The organism is Clostridium sp. 1001283B150210_160208_E6 (genome assembly GCF_015669365.1).
Taxonomy (GTDB): Bacteria; Bacillota; Clostridia; order Clostridiales; family Clostridiaceae; genus Clostridium; species Clostridium paraputrificum.
Window position 1 is genome coordinate 193,323 of sequence record NZ_JADPAA010000004.1, and the last position, 24,081, is coordinate 217,403.

Annotated in this window: 19 protein-coding genes; 16 read left to right on the forward strand and 3 right to left on the reverse strand. The window is 29.2% G+C overall.

The features are described 5' to 3' along the window. The first annotated feature begins 3 nt into the window (after window positions 1-3). The 3 genes from I4V16_RS06965 to I4V16_RS06975 all read left to right on the forward strand — a co-directional run bounded on the left by I4V16_RS06965 (window position 4) and on the right by I4V16_RS06975 (window position 3,700). Window positions 4-1,074: a metalloregulator ArsR/SmtB family transcription factor gene (locus tag I4V16_RS06965; protein ID WP_049179917.1), complete on the forward strand. Its 1,071-nt coding sequence runs from the start codon at window positions 4-6 to the stop codon at window positions 1,072-1,074. Between the two features lie 136 nt (window positions 1,075-1,210). Beyond that, window positions 1,211-2,404, forward strand: coding sequence for an ATP-binding cassette domain-containing protein (locus I4V16_RS06970; RefSeq protein ID WP_242974222.1), 1,194 nt, complete (start codon window positions 1,211-1,213; stop codon window positions 2,402-2,404). A gap of 9 nt (window positions 2,405-2,413) precedes the next feature. After that, window positions 2,414-3,700, forward strand: coding sequence for an FtsX-like permease family protein (locus tag I4V16_RS06975; RefSeq protein ID WP_049179918.1), 1,287 nt, complete (start codon window positions 2,414-2,416; stop codon window positions 3,698-3,700). Between the two features lie 38 nt (window positions 3,701-3,738). Here I4V16_RS06975 and I4V16_RS06980 read toward each other — a convergent pair whose 3' ends face one another. Further along, window positions 3,739-4,830, reverse strand: coding sequence for an amidase domain-containing protein (locus I4V16_RS06980; protein WP_049179920.1), 1,092 nt, complete (start codon window positions 4,828-4,830; stop codon window positions 3,739-3,741). Then, window positions 4,827-5,750: a M15 family metallopeptidase gene (locus tag I4V16_RS06985; RefSeq protein ID WP_195616997.1), complete on the reverse strand. Its 924-nt coding sequence runs from the start codon at window positions 5,748-5,750 to the stop codon at window positions 4,827-4,829. The genes I4V16_RS06980 and I4V16_RS06985 overlap by 4 nt, the downstream gene beginning before the upstream one ends. 186 nt (window positions 5,751-5,936) lie before the next feature. Here I4V16_RS06985 and I4V16_RS06990 point away from each other — a divergent pair, with 186 nt between their 5' ends. The 10 genes from I4V16_RS06990 to I4V16_RS07035 all read left to right on the forward strand — a co-directional run bounded on the left by I4V16_RS06990 (window position 5,937) and on the right by I4V16_RS07035 (window position 17,154). Next, a complete protein-coding gene (locus tag I4V16_RS06990; RefSeq protein WP_195616996.1) occupies window positions 5,937-7,334 on the forward strand; it encodes a L,D-transpeptidase family protein in 1,398 nt (465 codons plus the stop codon). A gap of 140 nt (window positions 7,335-7,474) precedes the next feature. Continuing rightward, window positions 7,475-8,002, forward strand: coding sequence for a DUF5662 family protein (locus tag I4V16_RS06995; RefSeq protein ID WP_049178506.1), 528 nt, complete (start codon window positions 7,475-7,477; stop codon window positions 8,000-8,002). Between the two features lie 82 nt (window positions 8,003-8,084). After that, window positions 8,085-9,311, forward strand: a complete 1,227-nt coding sequence (locus I4V16_RS07000) for a U32 family peptidase (RefSeq protein ID WP_049178508.1) — start codon at window positions 8,085-8,087, stop codon at window positions 9,309-9,311. A gap of 196 nt (window positions 9,312-9,507) precedes the next feature. After that, the gene (locus I4V16_RS07005; protein WP_049178505.1) at window positions 9,508-10,062 is read left to right on the forward strand and encodes a DUF5317 family protein; all 555 of its coding nucleotides are present in this window, start codon (window positions 9,508-9,510) and stop codon (window positions 10,060-10,062) included. After that, window positions 10,062-10,529: a hypothetical protein gene (locus tag I4V16_RS07010; protein ID WP_049178504.1), complete on the forward strand. Its 468-nt coding sequence runs from the start codon at window positions 10,062-10,064 to the stop codon at window positions 10,527-10,529. Before I4V16_RS07005 ends, I4V16_RS07010 begins: the two co-directional genes overlap by 1 nt. Continuing rightward, window positions 10,517-11,134 (forward strand): accessory gene regulator B family protein, encoded by a 618-nt coding sequence (locus I4V16_RS07015; RefSeq protein WP_195966605.1) that lies wholly within the window; start codon window positions 10,517-10,519, stop codon window positions 11,132-11,134. Before I4V16_RS07010 ends, I4V16_RS07015 begins: the two co-directional genes overlap by 13 nt. Before the next feature lie 33 nt (window positions 11,135-11,167). Next, complete coding sequence (locus I4V16_RS07020; RefSeq protein ID WP_034866511.1) at window positions 11,168-11,293, forward strand: cyclic lactone autoinducer peptide; 126 nt, start codon at window positions 11,168-11,170, stop codon at window positions 11,291-11,293. Window positions 11,294-11,352: 59 nt separating this feature from the next. After that, complete coding sequence (locus I4V16_RS07025) at window positions 11,353-13,035, forward strand: diguanylate cyclase (RefSeq protein WP_049178502.1); 1,683 nt, start codon at window positions 11,353-11,355, stop codon at window positions 13,033-13,035. A 157-nt stretch (window positions 13,036-13,192) separates the two neighbouring features. After that, entirely contained in the window at window positions 13,193-16,639 is a 3,447-nt protein-coding gene (locus I4V16_RS07030) for a pyruvate carboxylase (RefSeq protein ID WP_195572547.1), read from the forward strand. Window positions 16,640-16,737: 98 nt separating this feature from the next. Then, window positions 16,738-17,154 (forward strand): hypothetical protein, encoded by a 417-nt coding sequence (locus I4V16_RS07035; protein ID WP_049178500.1) that lies wholly within the window; start codon window positions 16,738-16,740, stop codon window positions 17,152-17,154. Between the two features lie 44 nt (window positions 17,155-17,198). Here the strand turns inward: I4V16_RS07035 and I4V16_RS07040 are convergent, their stop codons facing one another. Then, on the reverse strand, window positions 17,199-18,209 hold the full coding sequence (locus I4V16_RS07040) for a cysteine synthase family protein (protein WP_154840255.1): 1,011 nt from the start codon (window positions 18,207-18,209) through the stop codon (window positions 17,199-17,201). 329 nt (window positions 18,210-18,538) lie between these two features. Here I4V16_RS07040 and I4V16_RS07045 point away from each other — a divergent pair, with 329 nt between their 5' ends. The 3 genes from I4V16_RS07045 to adhE all read left to right on the forward strand — a co-directional run bounded on the left by I4V16_RS07045 (window position 18,539) and on the right by adhE (window position 23,972). Continuing rightward, complete coding sequence (locus I4V16_RS07045; protein WP_049178498.1) at window positions 18,539-19,702, forward strand: AI-2E family transporter; 1,164 nt, start codon at window positions 18,539-18,541, stop codon at window positions 19,700-19,702. 20 nt (window positions 19,703-19,722) lie between these two features. Continuing rightward, complete coding sequence (gene pepT / locus I4V16_RS07050; protein ID WP_195966606.1) at window positions 19,723-20,940, forward strand: peptidase T; 1,218 nt, start codon at window positions 19,723-19,725, stop codon at window positions 20,938-20,940. 404 nt (window positions 20,941-21,344) lie between these two features. Further along, entirely contained in the window at window positions 21,345-23,972 is a 2,628-nt protein-coding gene (gene adhE / locus I4V16_RS07055; RefSeq protein ID WP_049178496.1) for a bifunctional acetaldehyde-CoA/alcohol dehydrogenase, read from the forward strand. The last annotated feature ends 109 nt before the right edge of the window (window positions 23,973-24,081 follow it).

Here is a 24,081-nt window from a genome sequence, read left to right on the forward strand (position 1 = left end):
AAGATGGATAGTATTCAATTATTTAAAGCATTAGGTGATAAGTCTAGATTAAGAATAGTAAATACATTAAGAATTGAGGGACCTATGTATGTAGAGTTATTATCTCAAAGGTTAGAGTTAGCTCAGTCTACGGTGTCCTTTCATCTTAAGAAGCTTGAAGAGTGTGGCATTGTTAAATCAAATAAGGAACAGTACTATGTAGTATTTTCTTTAAATACAGAGCTATTAGAAAGCAAAGTGATAGATTTAATTAGTAATACTAATAGTGATTTAGACGAACAAAAAGAAAGAGAAATAAAATATAGGAATGAAGTTTTAAAATCCTATTTCAAAAATGGAAGGTTAACTTCTATTCCAGTTCAGAAGGAAAAGAAAAAGATTATATTAGAATATATAGTACGAGGTTTTGATACAGAAGAATCATATACTATAGGAGCCTTAAATTGCATTTTATACAAATATACTATGGATATAGAAAAGCTAAGAGAGGAATTGATTCAAAATTCTTATCTATATAGTAGGGAAGGAGTATTTTTTCTAACAAACACTGCAAGAGAAAAGATAAAAGAATTTTCTATACCTAGCTTATTATCTAAGTATGTTTTTAAAAGTGAAGAAGCAGTACTTTATATAAAGGAACAAGTGCGTGTCAATATAAAGAGCATTAATGAGGTTAATAATGTGTTAAACTCAGAACTTGTTTTCACAGATAAGGGTAGGGTATTGATTCATTTAGTATTAAAAAATAAGGTGCTTGGGAAATTAGATTATATTTATGCATATACTTATTTTGATAAAAATGATAATGTTATAGACTTCAAATCATATGAGAAGATATTTGGAGTAGATATATACGAGAAAATAAATGGATATGATATTGTTGATAATAAAAAGATAAAATGTTTGAAGAAGGATAACAAGATAATTTGTACTGGTGAAAAGTTGAAGGTTGTTGGAGAAAACGGAATTGGTGGTATTCCAACCTATGCAGATATAAAATTTGAATTATTAAATAGTGAGTTTGAAGAGTTAGTAAATAAAATAAAGGTAAAACTTTTTGAAATGGATGATTAGTAAAAAAACTAATCATCTTTTTTCGTTTATTAGCATAATATACAGTAAAAATTTATTTCGATAAATATAAATATAGATTGTCTTTCCTATAAAAAGGAAGTACAATAATAATATGGAATATGGTGAGGTGGTTAATATGTCAAATGAAATTAAAAGTGTGTTAGGGAAAGAAGAAAAGGTGATTTACAAAGTGATAAGCTCAATAATTGTAAATTCACTTATGAATCATTTACCTAACGAGAATGACAAAAGCGAATATAATGATGTATGCATCCTGTTAACTAATAAAGGAAGTGTAATATTCACTAATGAAGAAGATGAATTACTATTTTATTTTAAGCAGGGTAAAGATATAAAAAGATTTACCTATTATAAAGAAAATGAGAAAGTGCTTATTAATATTAATAGGCTACCATGTAAATTGAAAAAAACAGGTGTTTTTACTCCAATGTCCTTTATAACTTTAAAGTTGTCATTAAGTATTGAAGAATTTAAGTTTATAGAAAATAAGATGGATATAAAAATATTTGATGAGGATGCAACAATAGAAGATGGTGAAGAATTAGGAGAAGGTTTGTTAGTTGGTAAGAACCTATACAAGATATACGGAGAAGGAAAAGAAGAATGTATTGCTTTAAATGGTATCGATATCAGTGTAAAAGAAGGTGATTTTACATGTATTATGGGACCATCTGGATCAGGAAAATCTACACTTATAAATGTTATTTCTACTATAGATGAAGTATCAAGAGGAAAAATATTTTTTAAGGGAAAAAATTTGCAATCCATGAAGGAAAGGGAGTTAAGTAAATTTAGATATGAAAATCTAGGATTTATTTTTCAGGATTTTAATCTTTTAGATAATTTAACTGTAAAAGAGAATATTGCTATTCCGTTAATCTTAGCTTCAAAACCAAAAAAAGAAATTATAGAAAGAGTTAATGCAATTTCAAGTAAATTAGGAATAACCCAGTTGCTAAATAAATATCCAGCACAGTGTTCAGGTGGACAAAGTCAAAGAATTGCATGTGCAAGAGCCTTAGTTAGTAATCCTAGGATAATAATAGCTGATGAACCAACAGGTAGTTTAGATACTAAAAATTCTCATGAGTTATTGAAAATGTTAAAAGAATTAAATGATGAAGGAATAACAATTATTATGGTTACCCATGATAATATTATTGCAAGCTACTCGAAAAAATTGATTTTCATTAGAGATGGTAAAGTGGAAGCAGTTTTAAATAGAGGGGAAGAAAGTCAAAAAGAATATTTCTATAAAATTGTTGATATTACTTCAAAAGATTCTCAAAATTTAATTGATATGTTATAGGGGGAGCTTATGGGCGTATTTAAGTATATCTTTTTAACAATAAAAAATGATTTAAAAGAAAACTATTTTTATATGATAACAATGACTATGTCTATAGCCATAATATTTGTAAGCTTCAATATAATATATAATGAAGAGATTGTTCCTCAAAGATCATATGAATATACGATTCTATCAATATTAGGAGCTGTAGTTTTAAGCGTATTAATACTATTTATGATATTTGCAAACTCATATTATTTAGAAGATAAGTATAAAGAATATGGAGTTATAACACTATCTGGAAAATCTACCTTTGAGATATTTATAATAATTTCAGTAAGAAATCTTATAATGAGTTTAGTTGCTATTTTATTTGGGTGTATTTTAGGATATATTATTAATCCAATTATTATGAGAAAAGTTTTTCAAATGATTAATATAGAAAATCCAACAACCTATGTATGTACACAATCTTTAGCAATAACTATAATAATGACAATTGTAGAATGTTTAGTGGTATTTCTAATAAATTCAGGACAAATATACAAAAAGAAAATTAAGGAATTAATAATAAAAAAGAAAAGTAGCTTTATTCCTAACGTTAAAAGGTCAAAAATGAAGACGTATATATATATTATCTTTTATTTTATTCCTTTAATTTCGCTTTTATTACCTGTATCAAGAAAAGATATAGCATTTGTAATGTTAGCAGCTATAGTAACATCTATTTTTGGTATTCAAGGAGTAGTAAGGTATGTAATTCCAAATGCTTTAGCTGATTATAAAAACAAAACCTTTATAACTGATAAGATAAAGTTAATTATTATAAGTAATTTATATGCATCAATAAAAAGATCTACATCATTAGTATTAATGTATATAATAACTGCAGTAGTTACAATTGTAGTTATAGGTCAGTATCAAGAGTATAGTGTAATAAACACCTTTGCTTTAGCAAGCTTTATATTTGTTGTTGTAATATTAAATTTTACAATAATGTATAAGTTCTTTATTGAAGCCTATAGAAGAAAAGAGAATTTTGAACAATTAAGACTTATGGGATATTCTTATAAAGAAATAAGTAAAATAATACTATTTGAAGTGATATATTACTATTTTATAGTAAATATCCTTGTATTGATTCAGATAACATTAATTTTCCTTGCAAGTAATTTAGCAGGTTTTATCAGTGTAATGTTTGTGCTAAAGGTTTTGGGACAATATATAGCTATAACAGTATTCTTCGGGGTTATATCCTTAGTTGGATATAAGAAGATAGCGTGCAAGAAGAGCAGTATAAGAAGAGCAGGTTAGAAAAAAATGAGCTGTATCAGAAACTGATACAGCTTATTTTAAAAGTGTACTCTAATTAGCCAGAATTTCATTTTTTTATCACTCCAACCTAAGTCCCAAGGAACGTCACATCTATCTGTATTGTGGCAGGTTACTAAAGTATATCCTTTAGAATCTGCACCGCTTACAACAGAAATATGTGTAATATCTCCTTTCTTTTCATAGGCTACAAAATCACCAGGAAGAAGTTTATAAGAGTCTTTATAGACTTTTTCGTAGCTTCCTTTAGAAATTAAAGAAGCCCTTCCGCTATAAAGCCAATAAGAGGTGAACTTATCTGCATTAACCCAAGAAGCACTGGGACTTCCTTTATCATAATTCCAAGAGCCGTTTTTCTTAAACTTTCCACCCTCATGAAGTATTTGAGAAGCAAAGTTAGCACAGTCCCCGCCTTCAGGATTGAAGTCTCTATAATTTTTATTATATTTAAATTTTGTATCTTCTGTAGAAGCAGCACCACAGTACTTTTTTGCATATTCTATGGCTGATACTCTTCTCTTATCTAAATTAGAAAAGTCTCTAGCTGGCTGAGACTTTATATATTCCTTGATTGAATCAACCTTTATATTTTCTAATTGTAGTGAATCTGCAAAGGGGTCTGTATACCATTCCTTTGTAATTATCCATTCACCATCTTTTTTAGTAAGTTGGAAGGAATGATATGTTCCAATTTTACAGCTATTTACCTTAAGAGGTTCATCAGGATATATATAATTATATTCAGTATTACATAGTATATAGAAGGAACATACCTTTTCTCCAACATTTGCTTTTCTAAATACTATTTTAGGTGTAATACTTGTTAATTTTATGCCTTGTTTTTGGGCCCAATTATTAATATATTTTACTTTTCTTTCTTCGTATTCATATGCCCACTGTCCATTTCTAGTATTGGTGTCATAAAGTGAATGGATAGAATCTAAATCTTCAGTTAATACAGACTTACTTTTTATTAAAAATATATTTTCTACATATTTTTTCATTTCATCTTTTGTTGATTCTGTATCTGCACTAATAGTTTTTGGAAAGTATGTGATTATTGTTGAGCATAGTAATATAAAAATAATAAGTTTTGTTACAAAGTGCTTCATGAATATTCCCCCTCTTTAAGTGTACTATCTATTAGTTCAATACATTTTTTTATATGTTCATCATTAGAAGGAACACCATGAAACCATGGCTTCTCTAAATCACTATTACTAAAATATTTAGCTTTTATTATTATTTCAGGTCTATATTCAAAATGTAAGATGTCAAAGTGGCCCCATTTACCTCCCCACACAAAATTATTATTTTCAAATGCCTCAATAAGCTCCCTTGGGTACTCTAATAGTCTGGATCTACCTTTTTCAGGTGTGGACCACTTCCAATAATCCCTAGGATCACTTTTTAAATCTATTGCTATTCCATAAGAGTGAGCACTTAATCTACCAGTTCCAGATATTATTCTATAATTATAAGTTCCACTAGCAGGATATAATATTGCTCCAATATCATTTCTACTCTGTGCTAATGGCATAACTTCTTTCAAAGCCTGTTCTAAAGAAAAATTTGCATTATTTTTAGAATTAAATTGATAGTTGGTATATCCATATTTTAAGGGTTTTAAATTCTTTTCTATAGCACTTTTTGAAGAGCCATATACTTCATTCAATAATTCATAATTTCTTATTCTTCCAGGTTCAAAGTTTTTCTCCATAATATTGTCTATTATGTTTAAGGGATAGATTTGTTCTAAGGTATCTTGCAAATCAGCATTTGCTAACTTTTCATCATGTGTTTTTTCTCTTTTGTCATCATATAAGATTTTTTTCCCAGAGGCCATAACGCAATATACCTTATCATTCTCTTTAACAACTCCTTGTACAGACTCTGGATATGCAATCATAAGAGTTAGTATATCTTGTTTCATAGTTCTTTCATAATTATTAGTTTCATTAGCTTTAGAAATTACATATATATTAGAAAATATTAATAAAAAGCTTAGAAGACCTACTAATATCTTTTTCATACGCATAACCACCTTATTAATTTATATAGGTATAGGTTATCCAAAGAATTATACCAATATGTACTTAGTTTAATATGAAAAAATAAGCAAAAATGTTTTAAAAGCTACTAATAAAACATAGTATAAAGTAGCATAAAATAAATGTTTTTATATGATATTTATATAACAATTTAAGGAGTCTTGTACATGGAGGGGCATGATAAGAAAAAGAGGAAAAATAAAAGGAAGTTGGTGATTTTTACAATACTAGGTACTGCTGTAATATTATATTTAGCTTTTGTGATCTATTTTAAAGATAGATTTTATTTCGGAGCTTCTATTAATAGTATTAGTATATCTGGAAAAACTGTAAATGAGGTAAAAGGGGAACTTTCATTAGATGGTGAAAATTATTCCTTAACAATTAAAGAAAGAGGAGGAAATGAGGAAACAATAAGTGGGAAAGATATTGGTCTATATTTCGATATAAATGAAGAAAAAATTGAAGATATAAAAGATGAACAAAATCCATTAGGGTGGATAAGTTCTTTATTCTCTAAAGAAGAATATAAAGTGGAAAAATTATTGAAATATGATGAAAAATTATTAGAAAAAAAGATAAATGAATTAAAATGCCTTAACGAAGAAAATATGATAAAACCTAAGAATCCTAATTTAGTATATAGTAATTATAAGTATGATATTATTCCAGAAGATAACGGAAAGTATATAAATAAAGAAGTCCTTTTAAAAAGTATAAGTGATGCTATAAATAATCATAAAAAAGAAATAGATTTAGAGAAAGCAGGCTGCTATACAAAGCCTAATTACAATTCTAAGTCTAAAGAGGTAACAAATGCTAAGGCTACAATGGATAAGTATGTATCTTCAAAAATAACATTAAAGATTTTAGATAAGAGCAAATATATAGATGGAGAAACAATAAGCCAATGGATAACATTAGATGAAAATTACAATGTTGGCATAGACAAGACTAAAATAACATCTTATATAAATAATTTAACTTCTAGTTATAATACAGTAGGTAAAACTAGAAGCTTTAAGGCATCTTCAGGAAATATAGTTAATGTTTCTGGAGGAGATTATGGTAGAAAAATTAATAATACGGGATACGTAGATGAAGTTGTTTCTGCAATAAAGAATGGACAAACTGTTACAAAGGAATATAATATTTCCCAAAGTACAATGAATGGAACAAGTTCTGATATTGGGAATACCTATGTAGAGGTGAATTTAACAAAACAGCATATATGGTGTTATAAAGATGGAGCTTTAGTTGCTGAAGGTGATATTGTAACTGGTAATGTCAGCAGTGGATGGGAAACTCCCCAAGGAGTATACAAGCTAAAGTCTAAAGAAAGAGATAGGATTTTAAGAGGACCTGGTTATGCATCACCAGTAACATACTGGATGCCATTTAATGGTGGTATAGGTCTTCATGATGCAACCTGGAGAAATAGTTTTGGAGGAAGTATATATAAAAATAATGGATCTCATGGATGTATAAACTTACCTTATAATGTGGCAAGTAAAATATATAATAGTATAAAGGTTGGGGATCCAATAGTATGCTATTTTGAATAATTTTTTAAGAAAGCTCTTACCTTGTTAAGAGTTTTCTTTTTTTGATGTGACTTGGAGCTTGCGACGGAACAAGCAAAATAAATATCCACTCCACTTTTTTATTTAATAGTGATATATTTTTATTGTTAGGGGGGACGGAGATGAATTGTATAAATCATTTTAAAACAATAACATCACATAAGTTATTGGTAATGAAATATTGCTTTAAACTAGGTTTGTATAAACAAGGTGTATTACATGATTTATCAAAATATTCTTGGATAGAGTTTTCAGCAGGTATAAAATACTATAAGGGATATGTAAGTCCTAATGGGATTCAAAAGGTAAAAGAAGGATGTTCACCGGCATGGCTTCATCATAAAGGAAGAAATAAACATCATTTTGAATATTGGATAGACTATGGAATAAGAGAAGAGGATGGATTAATGGGAATGAGAATGCCCACAAAGTATGTAGTGGAAATGTTTGTAGATAGAATGTGTGCATCTAAAAATTACTTAAAGGAAAAATATAAGGATAGTAGTTCATTAGAATATTATGAAGAAAGAAAGGATAATTATCTAATTCACCCTGAAAGCAGAAGGTTATTAGAAGAGTTACTAAAAATGTTAGCTGAAAATGGAGAAGATAAAACCCTTCAGTATATAAAGAAAAAAATACTAGTATAATTATTATTTTATATTGATAAAAAATAATAATTTTGATAAGGTCATATATAGCGATATTAGATGTAAGGTGGTAAACATGATTATGAAATATAAAAAACCTGAACTACTTGCACCAGCAGGAAATTTAGAAAAGTTAAAGATAGCATTTCAATATGGAGCAGATGCAGTTTACTTTGGAGGTAAGTCATTTTCTTTAAGAGCAGCAGCACAAAACTTTTCTTTTGATGATATGAGAGAAGGAGTTAAAATAGCTCATGAATTAGGGAAAAAGATGTATTGTACAATTAATGTAATGCCTAGAAATGAAGAGATAAAAGAGATGATTCCTTATTTAAAAACTCTTGAAGAAATAGGAATTGATGCAGTTTTAGTATCTGATTTAGGTGTTTTATCAGTAGTAAAAAAGCATACAAATCTTCCTATACATATAAGTACACAAGCTAATACAATAAATTATGAAGCTTGCAACATGTGGGAAACACTTGGAGCAGAACGTGTTGTACTAGCAAGAGAATGTTCCTTGAAGGAAATAGAGGATATAAGAGAAAATATATCTGAGGAGTTAGAATTAGAAGTGTTTGTTCACGGAGCTATGTGTATATCTTATTCTGGAAGATGTCTACTTTCAAGTTATATGACTGGAAGAGATTCTAATAGAGGATCTTGTGCACAATCTTGTAGATGGAAATATTCATTAGTAGAAGAAAAGAGACCTAATGAGTACTTCCCTATAGAAGAAGATTCTAAGGGAACATATATAATGAACTCAAAGGATTTATGTATGATAGATCATATTCCTGAATTAATGAATGCTGGAATTTCATCCCTTAAGATAGAAGGAAGAAATAAAAGTGAGTATTATGTGGCTTTAGTTGTAAATGCATATAGAAAAGCCATAGATTTATATTATGAAAATCCAGAAGAATATAAGCTTCCAAAAGAAATTAAAGAAGAATTATATAAAGTAAGTCATAGAGAATATTATACAGGATTCTTTTTTAATGAACCAAAGAGTGAGGGATTAATATATAATACAAATTTCCATGTTAGAGATTATGATGTGGTAGCAATTGTTTTAGATTATGATAAAGAAACAGGAATAGCTACATGTAGACAAAGAAATAAATTCGTACTAGGTGATAAGGTTGAAGTTTTATCCCCTACAGAAATGGGAAAAGAATTTGTTGTAAGTGAATTATATAATGAAGATGGAGAAAAAGTAGAAGGATGTCCACATCCGGGAATGATCTGCAAGGTAAAAGTTCCATTTAAGGTAGAAAAAAATACTTTTATTAGAAAAGAGTTATAGACTAAGTTTTGCAAAAAAGATAATTATATGTAATATAATTGTCTTTTTTTAACGTCTAGGAAATTATAAATAGTAGATATTGCAAGGTATTAAGAATTTTATATATACAATTGTAGAAAAAAAAACCATAAGGTGATAAAATGTAAGGGATAAAATAGAAATCTAAGTTAAATGTACATTAGAAAGTAGGAGAAGCATGTTAGAAACTATATTGCTAGCTTTTTTATTTGCAAGAATTAAAAAGCTTAGTATAAAGCCTATTTTTAAAACATGGCATATATATCCCATAGTTGTTTTAGAAATTATAAGTGTAATTGGACAAGTTATGATTTTTAATGAGAACTATCAAATGTTAAGAATAGTATCCTTTTTAAAAACTATATATCTTACATCATATTTATTTCTAGTATTTAAATATGAGATATACAATATAGCATTGATAGGAGCTGCTTGCGTATTTGGTGGGGGAATTTTAAATGATGTAGCAATTAAAGCAAATGATGGGTTTATGCCAGTATTTCCTTCCATTTCATATATGACAGGATATGTGAAGCCAGAAAGTTTTAATGTTGTAAAGGATATACATGTTTTAGGTAGTAGTGCTTCTAAATTTAAAATTTTAACTGACTATATAGACTTAGGATATAGCATCTTAAGTGTAGGAGATGTACTTATAAGGGTATTCGTTTTTTTAGTAATTTTCTATTCCATAAAAAAAGCTAATGATAAATATTTGGAGGTGGATATATAATGTTAAGAATAACTTTATTTGAATTCGTTTTTAGGGGAATTCCAGAGTTAGTACTATTTATTCTAGCAGCATATATTTTTTCAAGAACAAAAATACAAAAAAAAGATTTTATAATAGCAATTTTAGTATCCAATGTAGGTGTGTTTTTAATAAGAAACCTTCCTATTGGTTATGGGGTACATACTATTCTAAATATAATTTTTCAAAGTGTAGTAGTAATAAGAGTTTGCAAAATTGACCCTATTAAAACTATAAAAGCGTCAATTTTATCAACTATAATATTATTTGGATCAGAGTTTTTGAATGTAGGTTTACTTAATATTATCTTTAAAAATGATATTACAGTTATGTTTGAGAATATTAAAATAAAGACTATATGTGGATTACCATCTTTATTAATTTTTGCTATATGTATATCTTTATATAATTTATATATGAAAAAGAGGGAAAGTAAATGCTTAGCGTAGAGCAATTATGCAAGAGGTTATCAAGTTTTATTTCGAAAGAATTAGACTTGGATAAATATAAAGAAGCTGTGGTTAATTACGGGATTTTTTCATTAATCCAGATATTTATGTCAATAGGGTTAGTGGTAGTATTTGGATTGATCTTTGGAGTGCTAATAGAAGCGCTTATAGCTTCATTTACAGGAAGTATCTTAAGGAAAAGTTCTGGTGGGGTGCATGCAGATTCACCTGGAAAGTGTACAGCAATAGGAACAGTAATGTGTATAGGAATAGGGATAATAAGTAAAAAAATAGATATTTCTATAAGTCTTATTATACTTATATGCCTATGTATATTTATTTGGTCTTACGTAATTATATTTAAATATGCACCTATAGACAGTTTGGCCAAGCCTATAAAAAAAGAAGAAAAGAGAATGAGATTAAAAAAAGCTTCAATAGTGATATTAACTATCTATTTAATAATTATCACTTTAAATATTATACTTTTCCACTTAAGTGGGGGACAGAAATACATTGTATACACTTTGTGTATGTGTTTTTCTATAGTTTGGCAGGTATTCTCGCTAACTAAAAGTGCTCATTATTTATTTGGTAAGAATTAGCTATTGTAAATATAATGAAAGGTAGGTGATAACATGAAAAAGAAAATTTTAATGTCTCTAGCAGCAATATCAACTTTCATTGCTTCAATAGTTGCTACATCTGCTTGTACATGGTATTTCTATCAACCAGAAGAACCAGAATGTTTAAGAGACAAATAGCAAGACTAAGCGTAATGAGACCTTAATTGGTCTCATTACAAGTTTAGAGGTATGAGAATATGAATAAAGTTAAAAATACAAAAGAAGCTCAATTAAGAAATATAATAGATATGATAAAGATAATATCATTATTATCTTTAGGGATTATATTGTGTAAGTATTTATATGATAGGAATACAATTTCCCAAGAAAATCCGTATGAAGTATTTAGTTTAAACATAGTTATTTTACCATTGCTGTTTTTGGTTATTATTTATGTTATATGGATTAGTTCAATCTCTACAAACTCTAATAAGTGGTACATCAAAATATTAAAGAAGTATGAAATGGAGATATATATAATTTTATTTTCAGCTATAATTATATTTTTTGGAGGATATGAGAGTGAATATAAGTTCTTGTATTTATTCCTGATTATATCTGCAACTATACAAGAGGGGATGAAAAAAGGCATAAGTGTAGCTGGAATTTCGTCTGGTATAATCTTGATTATGGATTTAATTATTGGGTTTAACGATAAGGTTAATAATAACTTTGAAAAAGATTTGATTTTATCGGCTATTTTTATTGTAACTGCTTGGATATTAGGGATATATGTAAGGATAGAGCAGGAGTATATAGAGCATCTAGAAGAGGTAGTAAACAAAGACGGATTAACAGAGGTATATAATCATAGATTTTTCTATGAGAGTTTAAAGAAAATGATAAGTGAATGTAAAGAAGAAAAGATATCTTTAATATTCTTAGATATTGATTATTTTAAACATTATAATGATTTGTATGGACACCAAAGAGGAGATGAAATATTAAGAGGTATAGCTAAGCTTATATCTGATAATGTAAGAGAAGGTGATATAGTAGCAAGGTATGGAGGAGAAGAGTTTGCAGTTATATTACCAAATACTACAGAAGAAGAAGGATTAAAAGTTGCAGAGAAATTGCGTAAAGAAGTTGAACTTACGTATTTTTATGGAGAAGAGAATCAGCCAAGTGGGAGAATAACTGTGTCTATAGGTGTATCAGTATATCCTGATAAAGCTAAAGATGATTTAGAATTAATAAAGAGTGCGGATGATGCATTGTACAGAGCAAAGTTCTTTTCTAAGAATAGGGTTGAATCCTATTCGTCGGTTTTAGATGAAATAACTAAAAATATTGAGGGGAAAGATATAGAACTTGTGACATCAATAAAGACATTTATTAGTATCATAAATGCTAAAGATAGATATACATATGGACATGTTGAAAGAGTAGTTATATATTGTAGGGCTATTGCGGAGGAATTAAATTTATCTAAAAGTGATAGAGATACTTTAATATATGGTGCTTATATGCATGATATAGGGAAGATTAATATAGATGAAGACATACTTAGTAAGAAAATGAAGCTTTCAGATGATGAATGGATGCAGCTTAAAAAGCATCCTGAAAGTGGTGTGGAGATAATAAAGCCAGTTAAAGCACTTAGAAATGTTATACCATTAATTTTATATCATCATGAAAGGTATGATGGAAAAGGGTATCCTAGTAATTTAAAAGGAGAGGAAATACCATATCTAGCAAGAATACTTACTATAGCTGATAGTTTTGATGCTATGACAACTAATAGACCATATAATGTACGAAAGAGTTTTAAAGAAGGAGTAGAAGAGTTAAGAAGGTGTAGTGGTACTCAATTTGATAAGGAAATAGTAGAGGTATTTATTAAAGCATTAAGTAAGACTAATACTTTAATAAAATAAAAAGAACTTTGAGTTTTCAAAGTTCTTTTTTTTTACGTCCGGAAAAGTTTTTGCAGTAGCCTTGGCAATTTTTTTATTTTATGAATAAAGTTGATTGTAGTATATTACACATTTGTATAAAATGGTAATATAAGTAAAAAGAAGGAGTTGTATTAACTTGGGGCAAATAATAAAAAAGGTTTTGGTGGCTAACAGGGGGGAAATAGCAATAAGAATTTTTAGGGCATGTCATGAATTAGGAATAAGAACTGTAGCCATATATTCAGAGGAAGATAAATGTTCATTATTTAGGACAAAGGCAAATGAGTCATACTTAATCGGAAAAAATAAAGGACCTGTTGAAGCTTACCTAGATATTGATGGAATTATTTCTTTAGCATTAAAAAAACATGTAGATGCTATACATCCAGGTTATGGTTTTTTATCTGAAAATCCTGAATTTGCTAGAAAATGTGAAGAATCAGGTATTAGATTTATAGGACCTAAGCCAGAAATGATGGAGAAATTAGGAGATAAGATAAAATCTAAGGTGGTAGCAAAAAGTGTAGGGGTTCCAGTAATTCCAGGGGTAGAAAAAGCTATATCATCTGAAGAAGAAGCTTTGAGTTTTGCTAGAAAGTGTGAATATCCAGTAATACTAAAAGCTGCTGCAGGCGGTGGTGGCAGAGGTATGAGGATAGTTAAAAAGGAAGAGGATTTAATATCATCATATATTAGTGCAAGAAGTGAGGCTAAAAAGGCCTTTGGTATAGATGATATATTTATTGAAAAATATATAGAGGGGCCTAAGCATATAGAAATACAAATACTAGGAGATGATTATGGTAATATAGTACATTTATTTGAAAGGGATTGTTCAATACAAAGAAGGCATCAAAAGGTTGTAGAATTTAGTCCAGCTTTATCTTTATCAACAGAAAAAAGAGAAGAAATATGTAATGATGCAATTAAAATAGCTAAAGCTGTAAATTATAGAAGTGCAGGAACTATTGAATTCTTGGTAGATAAACATGGGAAGCACTATTTTATAGAGATGAATCCAAGAATTCAAGTAGAGCATACAGTAACGGAGATAACAACTGGTATTGATATAGTACAAAGTCAAATACTTATAGCAGAGGGCTTTGAATTATCATCGGATGAAGTTGGAATTAAGAGTCAGGATGATATTAAACCAAGAGGATATGCAATCCAATGTAGAATAACTACGGAAGATCCTGCAAATAACTTTTCTCCTGATAATGGTAAGATGGATACTTATAGGACAGGCTCTGGATTTGGGATAAGGCTTGACGGTGGTAACGGATTTGAGGGGGCAGTGGTAAGTCCTTATTATGATAGCTTGTTAGTGAAAATAACGTCCTTTTCTAGAACTTTTGAAGATGCAGTAAGAAAATCTATTAGATCTATAAAGGAATTAAATATAACAGGAATAAAGACAAATGTAGATTTCCTTATTAATGTTCTTAATAATGATATATTTCAACATGGAGAGTGTGATACAAACTTTATTTCATCTAATCCTCAATTATTTAATATAGAACCTACAACTAATGAAGAACAAAGGGTTCTTAGAATGATTGGTGAGAAAGTGGTAAATGAAACAAAGGGAGAGAAGAAGGATTATGATTTTCCTATAATCCCTAAACCTGGAATAGATATAAAAACTCTTAGAGGGACAAAGCAAATACTTGATGAACAGGGAGCTGAAGGAGTTGTAAAGTGGATAAAGGAACAAAAGAAGCTTTTATTAACTGATACTACAATGAGAGATGCCCAGCAGTCATTAGTTGCAACTAGAGTTAGAAGTAGGGATATGATAAGCATAGCAAAAGCTACAGCTGATTATGGAAAAAACTTGTTTTCTCTTGAAATGTGGGGAGGAGCAACATTTGATACAGCATATAGGTTTTTAAAGGAAGATCCATGGGAAAGGTTAGAGGAATTAAGAAAAAGAATTCCTAACGTTATGTTTCAAATGCTTATAAGAGGGGCAAATTGTGTAGGCTATAAGAATTATCCTGATAATGTAATAAGGGAATTTATTAGGGAATCATCTAAAAGTGGCATAGATATATTTAGAATATTTGATTCTTTAAATTGGTTAAAAGGCATAGAGGTTTCGTTAGATGAAGTATTAAAATGTGGCAAGATAGCAGAAGTAGCTTTGTGCTATACAGGAGATATTTTAGATACTAATAGAGACAAGTATTCATTACAATACTATGTAAATAAGGCAAAAGAAATAGAGAATATGGGAGCACATATACTTGCTATTAAAGATATGTCAGCTCTACTTAAACCATATTCAGCTAGGAAGTTAATAAAGGCATTAAAAAATGAAATATCAATACCAATACATCTTCATACACATGATACAACGGGAACAGGAGTAGCTACAGTTTTAATGGCTGCAGAGGCAGGAGTTGATATTGTTGATACTACCTTTAATGGTATGTCTGGATTAACAAGTCAGCCAGCATTAAATTCAATAGTTGCAGCTTTAGAAAATACAGATAGAGACACAGGAATAGATTTGAATGATATTCAAAAGCTTTCTGATTATTGGGATGGTATAAGACCTATATATAGTAAGTTTGAATCAGGCTTAAAATCTGGAAGTGCTGAAATATATAAATATGAAATACCTGGAGGACAGTATTCTAACTTAAGGCCTCAAGTAGAGAGTTTTGGATTAGGTCATAGATTTAAAGAAGTTAAGCTTATGTATAAGAAAGTAAACGAAATGGTAGGAGATATAATTAAGGTTACACCATCTTCTAAGATGGTTGGAGATATGGCTATATTTATGGTTCAAAATGACTTAACTCCTGAAAATATATATGATAAAGCCAAAAATATGGCTTTTCCAGATTCAGTTGTATCTTACTTTAAAGGTATGATGGGACAACCAGAAGGTGGCTTTCCAAAGGAGCTTCAAAAGCTAGTTTTAAAAGGAGATAAACCTATTGATATAAGACCAGGAGAGTTATTAAAGGATGAAGATTTCCAAGGAATAAAAGAGAAAATAAAAAAGAAATTTGGTATTAAAGCTACTAATAAGGATGTAATAAGTTATGCTTTATATCCAGAAGTATATGAGGAGTATTTAAAGTTCTTACAAGAGTTTGGTAATGTAAGTAGAATTAGAAGTGATGTATTTTTACATGGACTAGCAGAGGGAGAAGTAAGTGAAATAGATTTAGGAGAAGGTAAGACTATAATAGTTAAACTTGTACAAATAGGTAATATAGATATAGGAGGATATAGGAATGTAGATTTTGAAATAAACGGATATAGAAGATCTATAAGAATTAAGGATAGAACTCAAACTGTAAGAAATGTTCTTGGAGAAGATAGTAAATTTAGAATGGCTGATCAAGATAATAAATCTGATGTTGGTGCAAGCATACCAGGTAACGTTATTAAAATTCTAGTAAACAAAGGTGAAAGAGTTAAGGAAGGACAAAGCTTGGCTGTAATTGAAGCTATGAAGATGGAAACTAATATAGTAGCAGCAATAGAAGGTATAATAGAAGAAGTCTATGTTTCAGAAGGACAACCAGTTAAAACAGGGGAGCTATTAATGAAAATTTCAAAGTAAAAGTCCATTAGATTTAGGTGAATAAAAAATCTTACCTATTCACTAAATTGCTTGAGCTGTCATACTTTGTAATATAGAAATGCTTAAAGAGGATAGTAATGGAAAAAAGTAATAATGACCAAAATGATAATAGTAATGAGTCCTCAGTTTCTCAGGAAGAACTTTTTAAGCAATTAAATATCCTAAATATTTCATATGATTCTTTATTACTTATTTTAGTTGCAGTTATTTTAAATATAGAGTTTGTTAGTGGAGAGCGTACTAAATTACTAGATCAATTAAATAATACTAACATAAGTGATTCTTTACCAGACTTAAGTAGGATACCTATAATATCAAATGAAATATTCCTTTTAGTTACATCGATTTTTTTATTTATAAATTATGATGCTTATGAAACAGCAATAGAGGACGATGTTTCTCAAAAAGATCAGTGCAAAGCATTTAGAGCATTTATATCAAGTTTTCTTATATTAGTTGCAACATCAATTAGTAGAGGAAATCTAGAAGTATAAGAAGGTATTACAAAGCTTATTTGTTTTATAATACCTTCTTTTTGTTATAAAGTTTTAAGTTTTATTAATTCTACATTTTTAGATATATAACAATCTTTCACTGGCTCAATGTTACATAAGTCTGTTGATAAATATTTCTTATTATCATCAGCAAAAACTGTTACTATAACTGGATTCTTTTTCTCTGATAGTTCATAGGCTTTTATTGCTCCTAGGAAGTTAGCACCAGAGGATATGCCTACTCCTAACCCTAAAGTTTTAGATAACTTTTGTGCCATAAGTATTGCGTCTCCATCATCAACTCCAATAACATCATCGACTTTAGAAAAATCTAAAATAGGGGGAATAAATTCATCTACAATTCCTTGAATTCTATGTTCATTTACTTGAGTGCCTGTAGATAGTGTAGGTGAATTAGATGGTTCTAGAGGATATATTTTTATATTAGAATTATGTTTTTTTAAATAAGTCCCAATTCCCATAACAGTTCCTCCTGTACCTACACCAGCAATAAATGCAGAAGGAATTAGATTGTGCTTTTTTAATGTGGTCAATATTTCTGGCCCAGTAGAGCAGTAGTGTGCTTCTGTATTATATTTATTAGAAAATTGCTTTGGTAAGAATACATTCTTATTGTTTTTAGCCATTTCTTCTGTGATGGATATACATTTTAAGAATCCACCATCCTCCTTGGATACTAAGTTTATTTCTGCACCAAAGCCTCTTAATAATTTCTTTCGTTCATCACTCATCCAGTCAGGCATGTATATTACCACCTTATGGCCTAAATAAGTACCAATTGAACTAAAAGAAATTCCAGTATTTCCACTTGTAGCTTCGATTATAGTATCATTAGGGGTTAATTCTTTGTTTTCATATGATTTCTTTATGATATGAAGTGCCATTCTATCTTTTATACTTCCTGTATAATTATAGTATTCTAGTTTTGAATAAATTTTTATTTCCTTACCATTATAAATACAGGTTATTTCTACTAGAGGTGTGTTACCAATTAGCTTTTCTAATGATTTTAGTTTTGAATGTATATTTAACATTGTACAACTCCTATATATTGTTTATTTTATTGAAAATGAAGTCTCACATTAATTTTAATGCAAAGACTTTATTTTTTAGAACTAATTAATATTTACATTATGCTCTTATAGCCAAGTATTTATTTAGATTACATTATTATTGATAAATCCAGCAATACTGCACTTTTTAAGCCCTACAAATCATAAATATGTTTTTTTATTTTTATTAGTTACAAATAAAAAACTTAATATTTTATTATAAATAGCTAATTCTATTGCTGTAGGATAATAAAAAAATTATAATAAAAGTGTCATAAATGTTAAAAAAATAATAAATAAGAGAGGTAAATATGAAAGTAAATTGGAATACTAAATATAATACAATATGCGTATATACATTTATTTTAGTGTGTTCTATTATATTATTTTATTTATCAATATCACAATTAGGTGTATTGTGGGGTAAGATAGGGAAAGTAATAAGTTTATTACAGCCATTTATATTTGGATTCGCTATTGCGTATCTATTAGATTTTTTATTGAGATTTTATGAAAGTAAAATGAAAAATATTAAGTGCTTTGAAAAAGCTAACTTTAGAAGAAAAAGAACTGTAGGGTTAATATTAACTTATATAACTACGTTTTTAGTTATAGTTTTATTTATGCAATTTGTTTTGCCACAAGTAATAGATAGTTTAGTTGGGTTAATAAATGATATTCCTACATATATAAATAACACAACAAAGTTATTTCAGGAGATCGTTCATAAATTTGATTTAAATGAAGAGGTATTTAATTTTATAAATACGAATTTTAATGATGTAACTAATTATATAATAAAGCAAGTAACAAATATGTTACCTGTATTAGGTGGCTTAGTGACTTCTACAGCTGCAGGGCTATGGAATGTAGTGCTTGGAATAATAATTTCAATATACATTTTAATAGATAAGGAAAAATTCTGTGCATTAGCTAAGAAAATTAGCTATGCTATTTTACCTCAAAGGGCTGCAGATAAGACTATAGAGATAACTCATAGAAGTAGCGATACATTTGGAAAGTTCTTAAGTGGAAAGATACTTGATTCATTAATAATTGGTATATTAACATTTGTTGTCTTAACAATATTTAAAATGCCATATACTTTATTAGTATCTGTAATAGTTGGTATAACTAATATAATTCCATTCTTTGGACCGTTTATTGGTGCCATACCTTCAGTAATAATAATATTATTTGTATCTCCAGTTAAAGCATTATGGTTTTTACTTATAATTCTTGTGATACAACAAATTGATGGAAATATAATAGGACCTAAGATTTTAGGAGACTCTATAGGTATATCTGCATTTTGGATATTGTTTTCTATATTAGTGGCTGGTAAATTCTTAGGGCTAGTAGGAATGGTAATAGGTGTACCTTTATTTGCAGTAATATACTCTATAATAAAAGAGGTAGTAGAAAGTCAATTGGATAAAAAAGGTATGAAGACAAAAACAGAAGACTATATGTAATTATTAAAGGAGGAGTATTGATGATTAGAGAAGAATTATTAGAAAGATTTTCAAGATATGTTAAGGTTAATACAAAATCTGATGAAAGAAGCGAAACTACTCCAAGTACAGCTTGTCAATTAGATTTAGCCAGAATCTTAAAAGATGAATGTGAAAAGATGGGGCTAACAGAAGTAACCCTTGATGATAATGGATATGTAATGGCAACTTTACCTAGCAACATTAAGGAAGAGGCTCCGGTTATAGGCTTTATAGCTCATATGGATACATCTCCAGATTTTAAAGGTGAAGGAGTAAATCCTCAAATAGTAGAATACAATGGTGGAAATATATACTTAAATAAAGATATAAATATATATTTAAGTGAATCTAGTTATCCTGTTTTAAAGAATTTAATTGGAGAAACTATAATTACAACTGATGGAACAACTCTTCTTGGAGCAGATGATAAAAATGGTATTGCAGAAATAATGACTGCAATGAGCTATTTAATAAAACATCCAGAGATTTCTCATGGAAAGATAAGAATAGCATTTACCCCTGATGAAGAGGTAGGTAGAGGTGCAGATTTCTTCGATGTAGAAAAGTTTGAAGCAGATTTTGCTTATACAATAGATGGTGGAGCGTTAGGAGAATTAGAGTGTGAAAACTTTAATGCGTCTTCTGCTATAGTTAAGGTAAATGGCAGCAACATTCATCCAGGATATGCTAAGGACAAAATGAAAAATAGTATTCTTATAGCATATGAATTCCATAATGAGTTACCACAAAATGAATCACCACAACATACAAGTGGATATGAAGGATTCTATCATTTAAATGATATTGAAGGTTCAGTAGAAAGTACAACATTAACTTATATATTAAGAGATTTTGAAACTGAAGGAATTAATAATAGAAAGAACAAATTAAAGAGTATTGAAGAAAAATTAAATTCAAAATATGGGGATGGAACAGTAGAAGTTATTCTAAAAGATCAATATAAAAATATGAAGGAAGTAATTGATAAGTATCCAGAGGTAATGGAAAGAGCCAAAAAAGCTATGGAAGCTTTAGATATAGTTCCTGAGTTAGTTCCAATTAGAGGAGGAACAGACGGATCAAGATTATCTTTTATGGGGTTACCTTGTCCTAATATATTTACTGGTGGATATAATTTTCATGGTAAATATGAATTTACTGTAATCTCATATATGGAATTAGCTTGTAAAACAATAATTGAAATATGTAAGTGTTAAAAGAAGTCCAATATTGGACTTCTTTTTATTTGTAAATATTTTAAATGATGAAAGACATAATTATATTTGCTTAGTTAGGAAGTTATCAATTGTATGGAAAAATAAGTTTAAATATAAATGAATGATATAAAGTATAAATGCACAAAATAAATATAGTTATAACAAGAATATTGTTAAAAAAACTACATACATAGCTATGTAAATGTTTTTATGGAACCTAAAAATATATAAAATTGACAAAATATTTACAAAAAATCAATTATTTGATGGGAAAGTTGAATGAAAATTAAAAAAGTTAACAAAAAACATTGACAAAAAATAAACAATAAAATAAAATAAAGGTGTAGAAAGAATGATAAAAAAATCACAAATGATTATTATATAAATTTTAGGAGGAACTAAAGATGGCAGTTACTAATGCACAAGAATTAACTAAAAGAATTCAAGAATTAAAAGAGGCGCAAAAGATATTCGCAACTTATACTCAAGAGCAAGTAGATGAAATTTTCAGACAAGCAGCTTTAGCAGCAAATAATGCAAGAATTAAGCTTGCAAAGATGGCTGTTGAAGAAACAGGAATGGGTATTGTTGAAGATAAGGTTATAAAGAATCATTTTGCAGCTGAATATATATATAATCAATATAAAGATATGAAAACTTGTGGAGTTTTAGAAGAAGATAAAACTTTTGGAGTTACAAAAATTGCAGAACCAATAGGAGTTATAGCTGCTATAGTTCCAACTACAAATCCAACATCAACAGCTATATTTAAAACATTAATAGCTTTAAAAACTAGAAATGCAATAATCATAAGTCCACATCCAAGAGCTAAGAAAGCTACAATAGCAGCAGCTAAGGTTGTTTTAGATGCAGCAGTTAAAGCTGGTGCTCCAGAAGGAATTATAGGATGGATAGATGAACCATCAGTTGAATTATCAGGAAATGTTATGAGAGAATCAGATATAATACTAGCTACAGGTGGTCCGGCAATGGTTAAGGCTGCTTACTCATCAGGAAGACCAGCTTTAGGAGTTGGTGCAGGAAATACTCCAGCTATTATAGATGAAACAGCTCACATAAAAATGGCTGTAAACTCAATTTTATTATCTAAGACATTTGATAATGGGGTTATATGTGCATCAGAACAATCAATAGTTGTTTTAGAAGAAGTTTATGATGAAGTTAAGAAAGAATTAGCAGATAGAGGAGCTTATATCCTTAAGGGCGAAGAAATAGATAAGGTTAGAAAAGTAATCTTAAATGATAGAGGTGGCCTAAATGCAGATATGGTTGGTCAATCAGCATATAAGATTGCACAAATGGCAGGAGTGAATGTTCCAGAATCAGCTAAGGTTTTAGTTGGAGAAGTAACTTCAGTTGAATTAGAAGAACCATTCTCACATGAAAAGTTATCACCAGTATTAGCTATGTATAAAGCTAAATCATTCGAAGAAGCTTTAGATAAGGCTGATAGATTAATTGAATTAGGTGGTATGGGACACACTTCAATACTATATACAGATCAAATAAAGTCAAAAGATAGAATATTAACATTTGGTGAAAGAATGAAGACTGCTAGAACTCTAATTAATATGCCAGCAGCACAAGGAGCTATCGGGGATTTATTTAACTTTAAGTTAGCACCATCATTAACACTAGGATGTGGATCATGGGGTGGAAACTCAGTTTCAGAAAACGTTGGTCCTAAGCACTTAATTAACATTAAGAGCATTGCTGAGAGGAGAGAAAATATGCTTTGGTTTAGAGTTCCAGAAAAGACTTATTTCAAATATGGTTGTTTACCAGTAGCTCTTGAAGAATTACACGATATGGGCAAAAAGAAAGCCTTCATCGTAACAGATAAAGTATTATTCCAAATGGGATACACAAATAAAGTAACAGAAGTACTAGAAAAGAACGGAATACAATATAAAATATTCTCAGATGTTGAACCAGACCCAACATTAAGATGTGCAAGAGCTGGTGCTAAGGAAATGCTAGATTTCAATCCAGATGTAATTATCTCTCTTGGTGGTGGATCAGCTATGGATGCTGCTAAGATTATGTGGGTTATGTATGAACATCCAGAAGTGAACTTCCATGATTTAGCTATGACATTCATGGATATTAGAAAAAGAATTTACAAGTTCCCAACAATGGGTCAAAAAGCTATGATGGTTTCAATAGCTACATCAGCAGGAACAGGATCAGAAGTTACTCCATTCGCAGTTATAACTGATGAAACTACAGGAGTTAAATATCCATTAGCTGACTATGAATTAACTCCAGATATGGCTATAGTTGACGCTGAGTTAATGATGACTTCACCTAAGGGATTAACAGCTTGTGCTGGTATAGACGTATTAGTTCACTCTATAGAAGCATATGTTTCAATTATGGCATCTGAATACACTAATGGATTAGCTTTAGAAGCTATTAGATTAGTATTCAAATACTTACCAGATGCTTATAATGAAGGAACAACAAACGTTAAAGCTAGAGAAAAAATGGCTCATGCTTCATGTATGGCTGGTATGGCATTCTCAAATGCTTTCTTAGGAATAAACCACTCATTAGCTCATAAGCTAGGTGCATTCCACCACCTACCACACGGTATGGCAAACTCTCTAGTAATGAACGAAGTTATAAGATTCAATGCTGAAGATGCGCCAACTAAGCAAGCAGCATTTGCTCAATATAAATATCCAAATGCATCATGGAGATATGCTAGAATTGCAGATCATCTAGGATTAGGTGGATCTACTAATGAAGAAAAAGTAGAATTATTAATCAAGGCTATAGAGGAATTACAAGCTAAGGTTAATATGCCAAAGACAATTAAAGAAGCTGGTATAAGCGAAGATGCATTCTATGCAACACTTGATGAAATGGTAGAGCAAGCATTTGATGACCAATGTACAGGTGCTAATCCAAGATACCCATTAATGAGTGAATTAAAGGAAATTTATATAAAATCTTATGAAGTTAAGAAAGAAGCTTCAAAAGAAGTAAAAAAGCCTAAGAAAAAATAACATTTATATATAAAACTACAAAAGTTGATTTCACAAAAAGGGATCGTATCAAATAAGATACGGTCCTTTTTGTGATGATTAAAATTTATTTTTACTAAATATTTAAGCT

Coding starts and splice junctions, on each gene's coding strand:
- I4V16_RS06965 (WP_049179917.1), top strand. CDS start 4: ATGGATAGTATTCAATTATTTAAAGCATTAGGTGATAAGTCTAGATTA.
- I4V16_RS06970 (WP_242974222.1), top strand. CDS start 1,211: ATGTCAAATGAAATTAAAAGTGTGTTAGGGAAAGAAGAAAAGGTGATT.
- I4V16_RS06975 (WP_049179918.1), top strand. CDS start 2,414: ATGGGCGTATTTAAGTATATCTTTTTAACAATAAAAAATGATTTAAAA.
- I4V16_RS06980 (WP_049179920.1), bottom strand. CDS start 4,830: ATGAAGCACTTTGTAACAAAACTTATTATTTTTATATTACTATGCTCA.
- I4V16_RS06985 (WP_195616997.1), bottom strand. CDS start 5,750: ATGAAAAAGATATTAGTAGGTCTTCTAAGCTTTTTATTAATATTTTCT.
- I4V16_RS06990 (WP_195616996.1), top strand. CDS start 5,937: ATGGAGGGGCATGATAAGAAAAAGAGGAAAAATAAAAGGAAGTTGGTG.
- I4V16_RS06995 (WP_049178506.1), top strand. CDS start 7,475: ATGAATTGTATAAATCATTTTAAAACAATAACATCACATAAGTTATTG.
- I4V16_RS07000 (WP_049178508.1), top strand. CDS start 8,085: ATGAAATATAAAAAACCTGAACTACTTGCACCAGCAGGAAATTTAGAA.
- I4V16_RS07005 (WP_049178505.1), top strand. CDS start 9,508: ATGTTAGAAACTATATTGCTAGCTTTTTTATTTGCAAGAATTAAAAAG.
- I4V16_RS07010 (WP_049178504.1), top strand. CDS start 10,062: ATGTTAAGAATAACTTTATTTGAATTCGTTTTTAGGGGAATTCCAGAG.
- I4V16_RS07015 (WP_195966605.1), top strand. CDS start 10,517: ATGCTTAGCGTAGAGCAATTATGCAAGAGGTTATCAAGTTTTATTTCG.
- I4V16_RS07020 (WP_034866511.1), top strand. CDS start 11,168: ATGAAAAAGAAAATTTTAATGTCTCTAGCAGCAATATCAACTTTCATT.
- I4V16_RS07025 (WP_049178502.1), top strand. CDS start 11,353: ATGAATAAAGTTAAAAATACAAAAGAAGCTCAATTAAGAAATATAATA.
- I4V16_RS07035 (WP_049178500.1), top strand. CDS start 16,738: ATGGAAAAAAGTAATAATGACCAAAATGATAATAGTAATGAGTCCTCA.
- I4V16_RS07040 (WP_154840255.1), bottom strand. CDS start 18,209: ATGTTAAATATACATTCAAAACTAAAATCATTAGAAAAGCTAATTGGT.
- I4V16_RS07045 (WP_049178498.1), top strand. CDS start 18,539: ATGAAAGTAAATTGGAATACTAAATATAATACAATATGCGTATATACA.
- pepT (WP_195966606.1), top strand. CDS start 19,723: ATGATTAGAGAAGAATTATTAGAAAGATTTTCAAGATATGTTAAGGTT.
- adhE (WP_049178496.1), top strand. CDS start 21,345: ATGGCAGTTACTAATGCACAAGAATTAACTAAAAGAATTCAAGAATTA.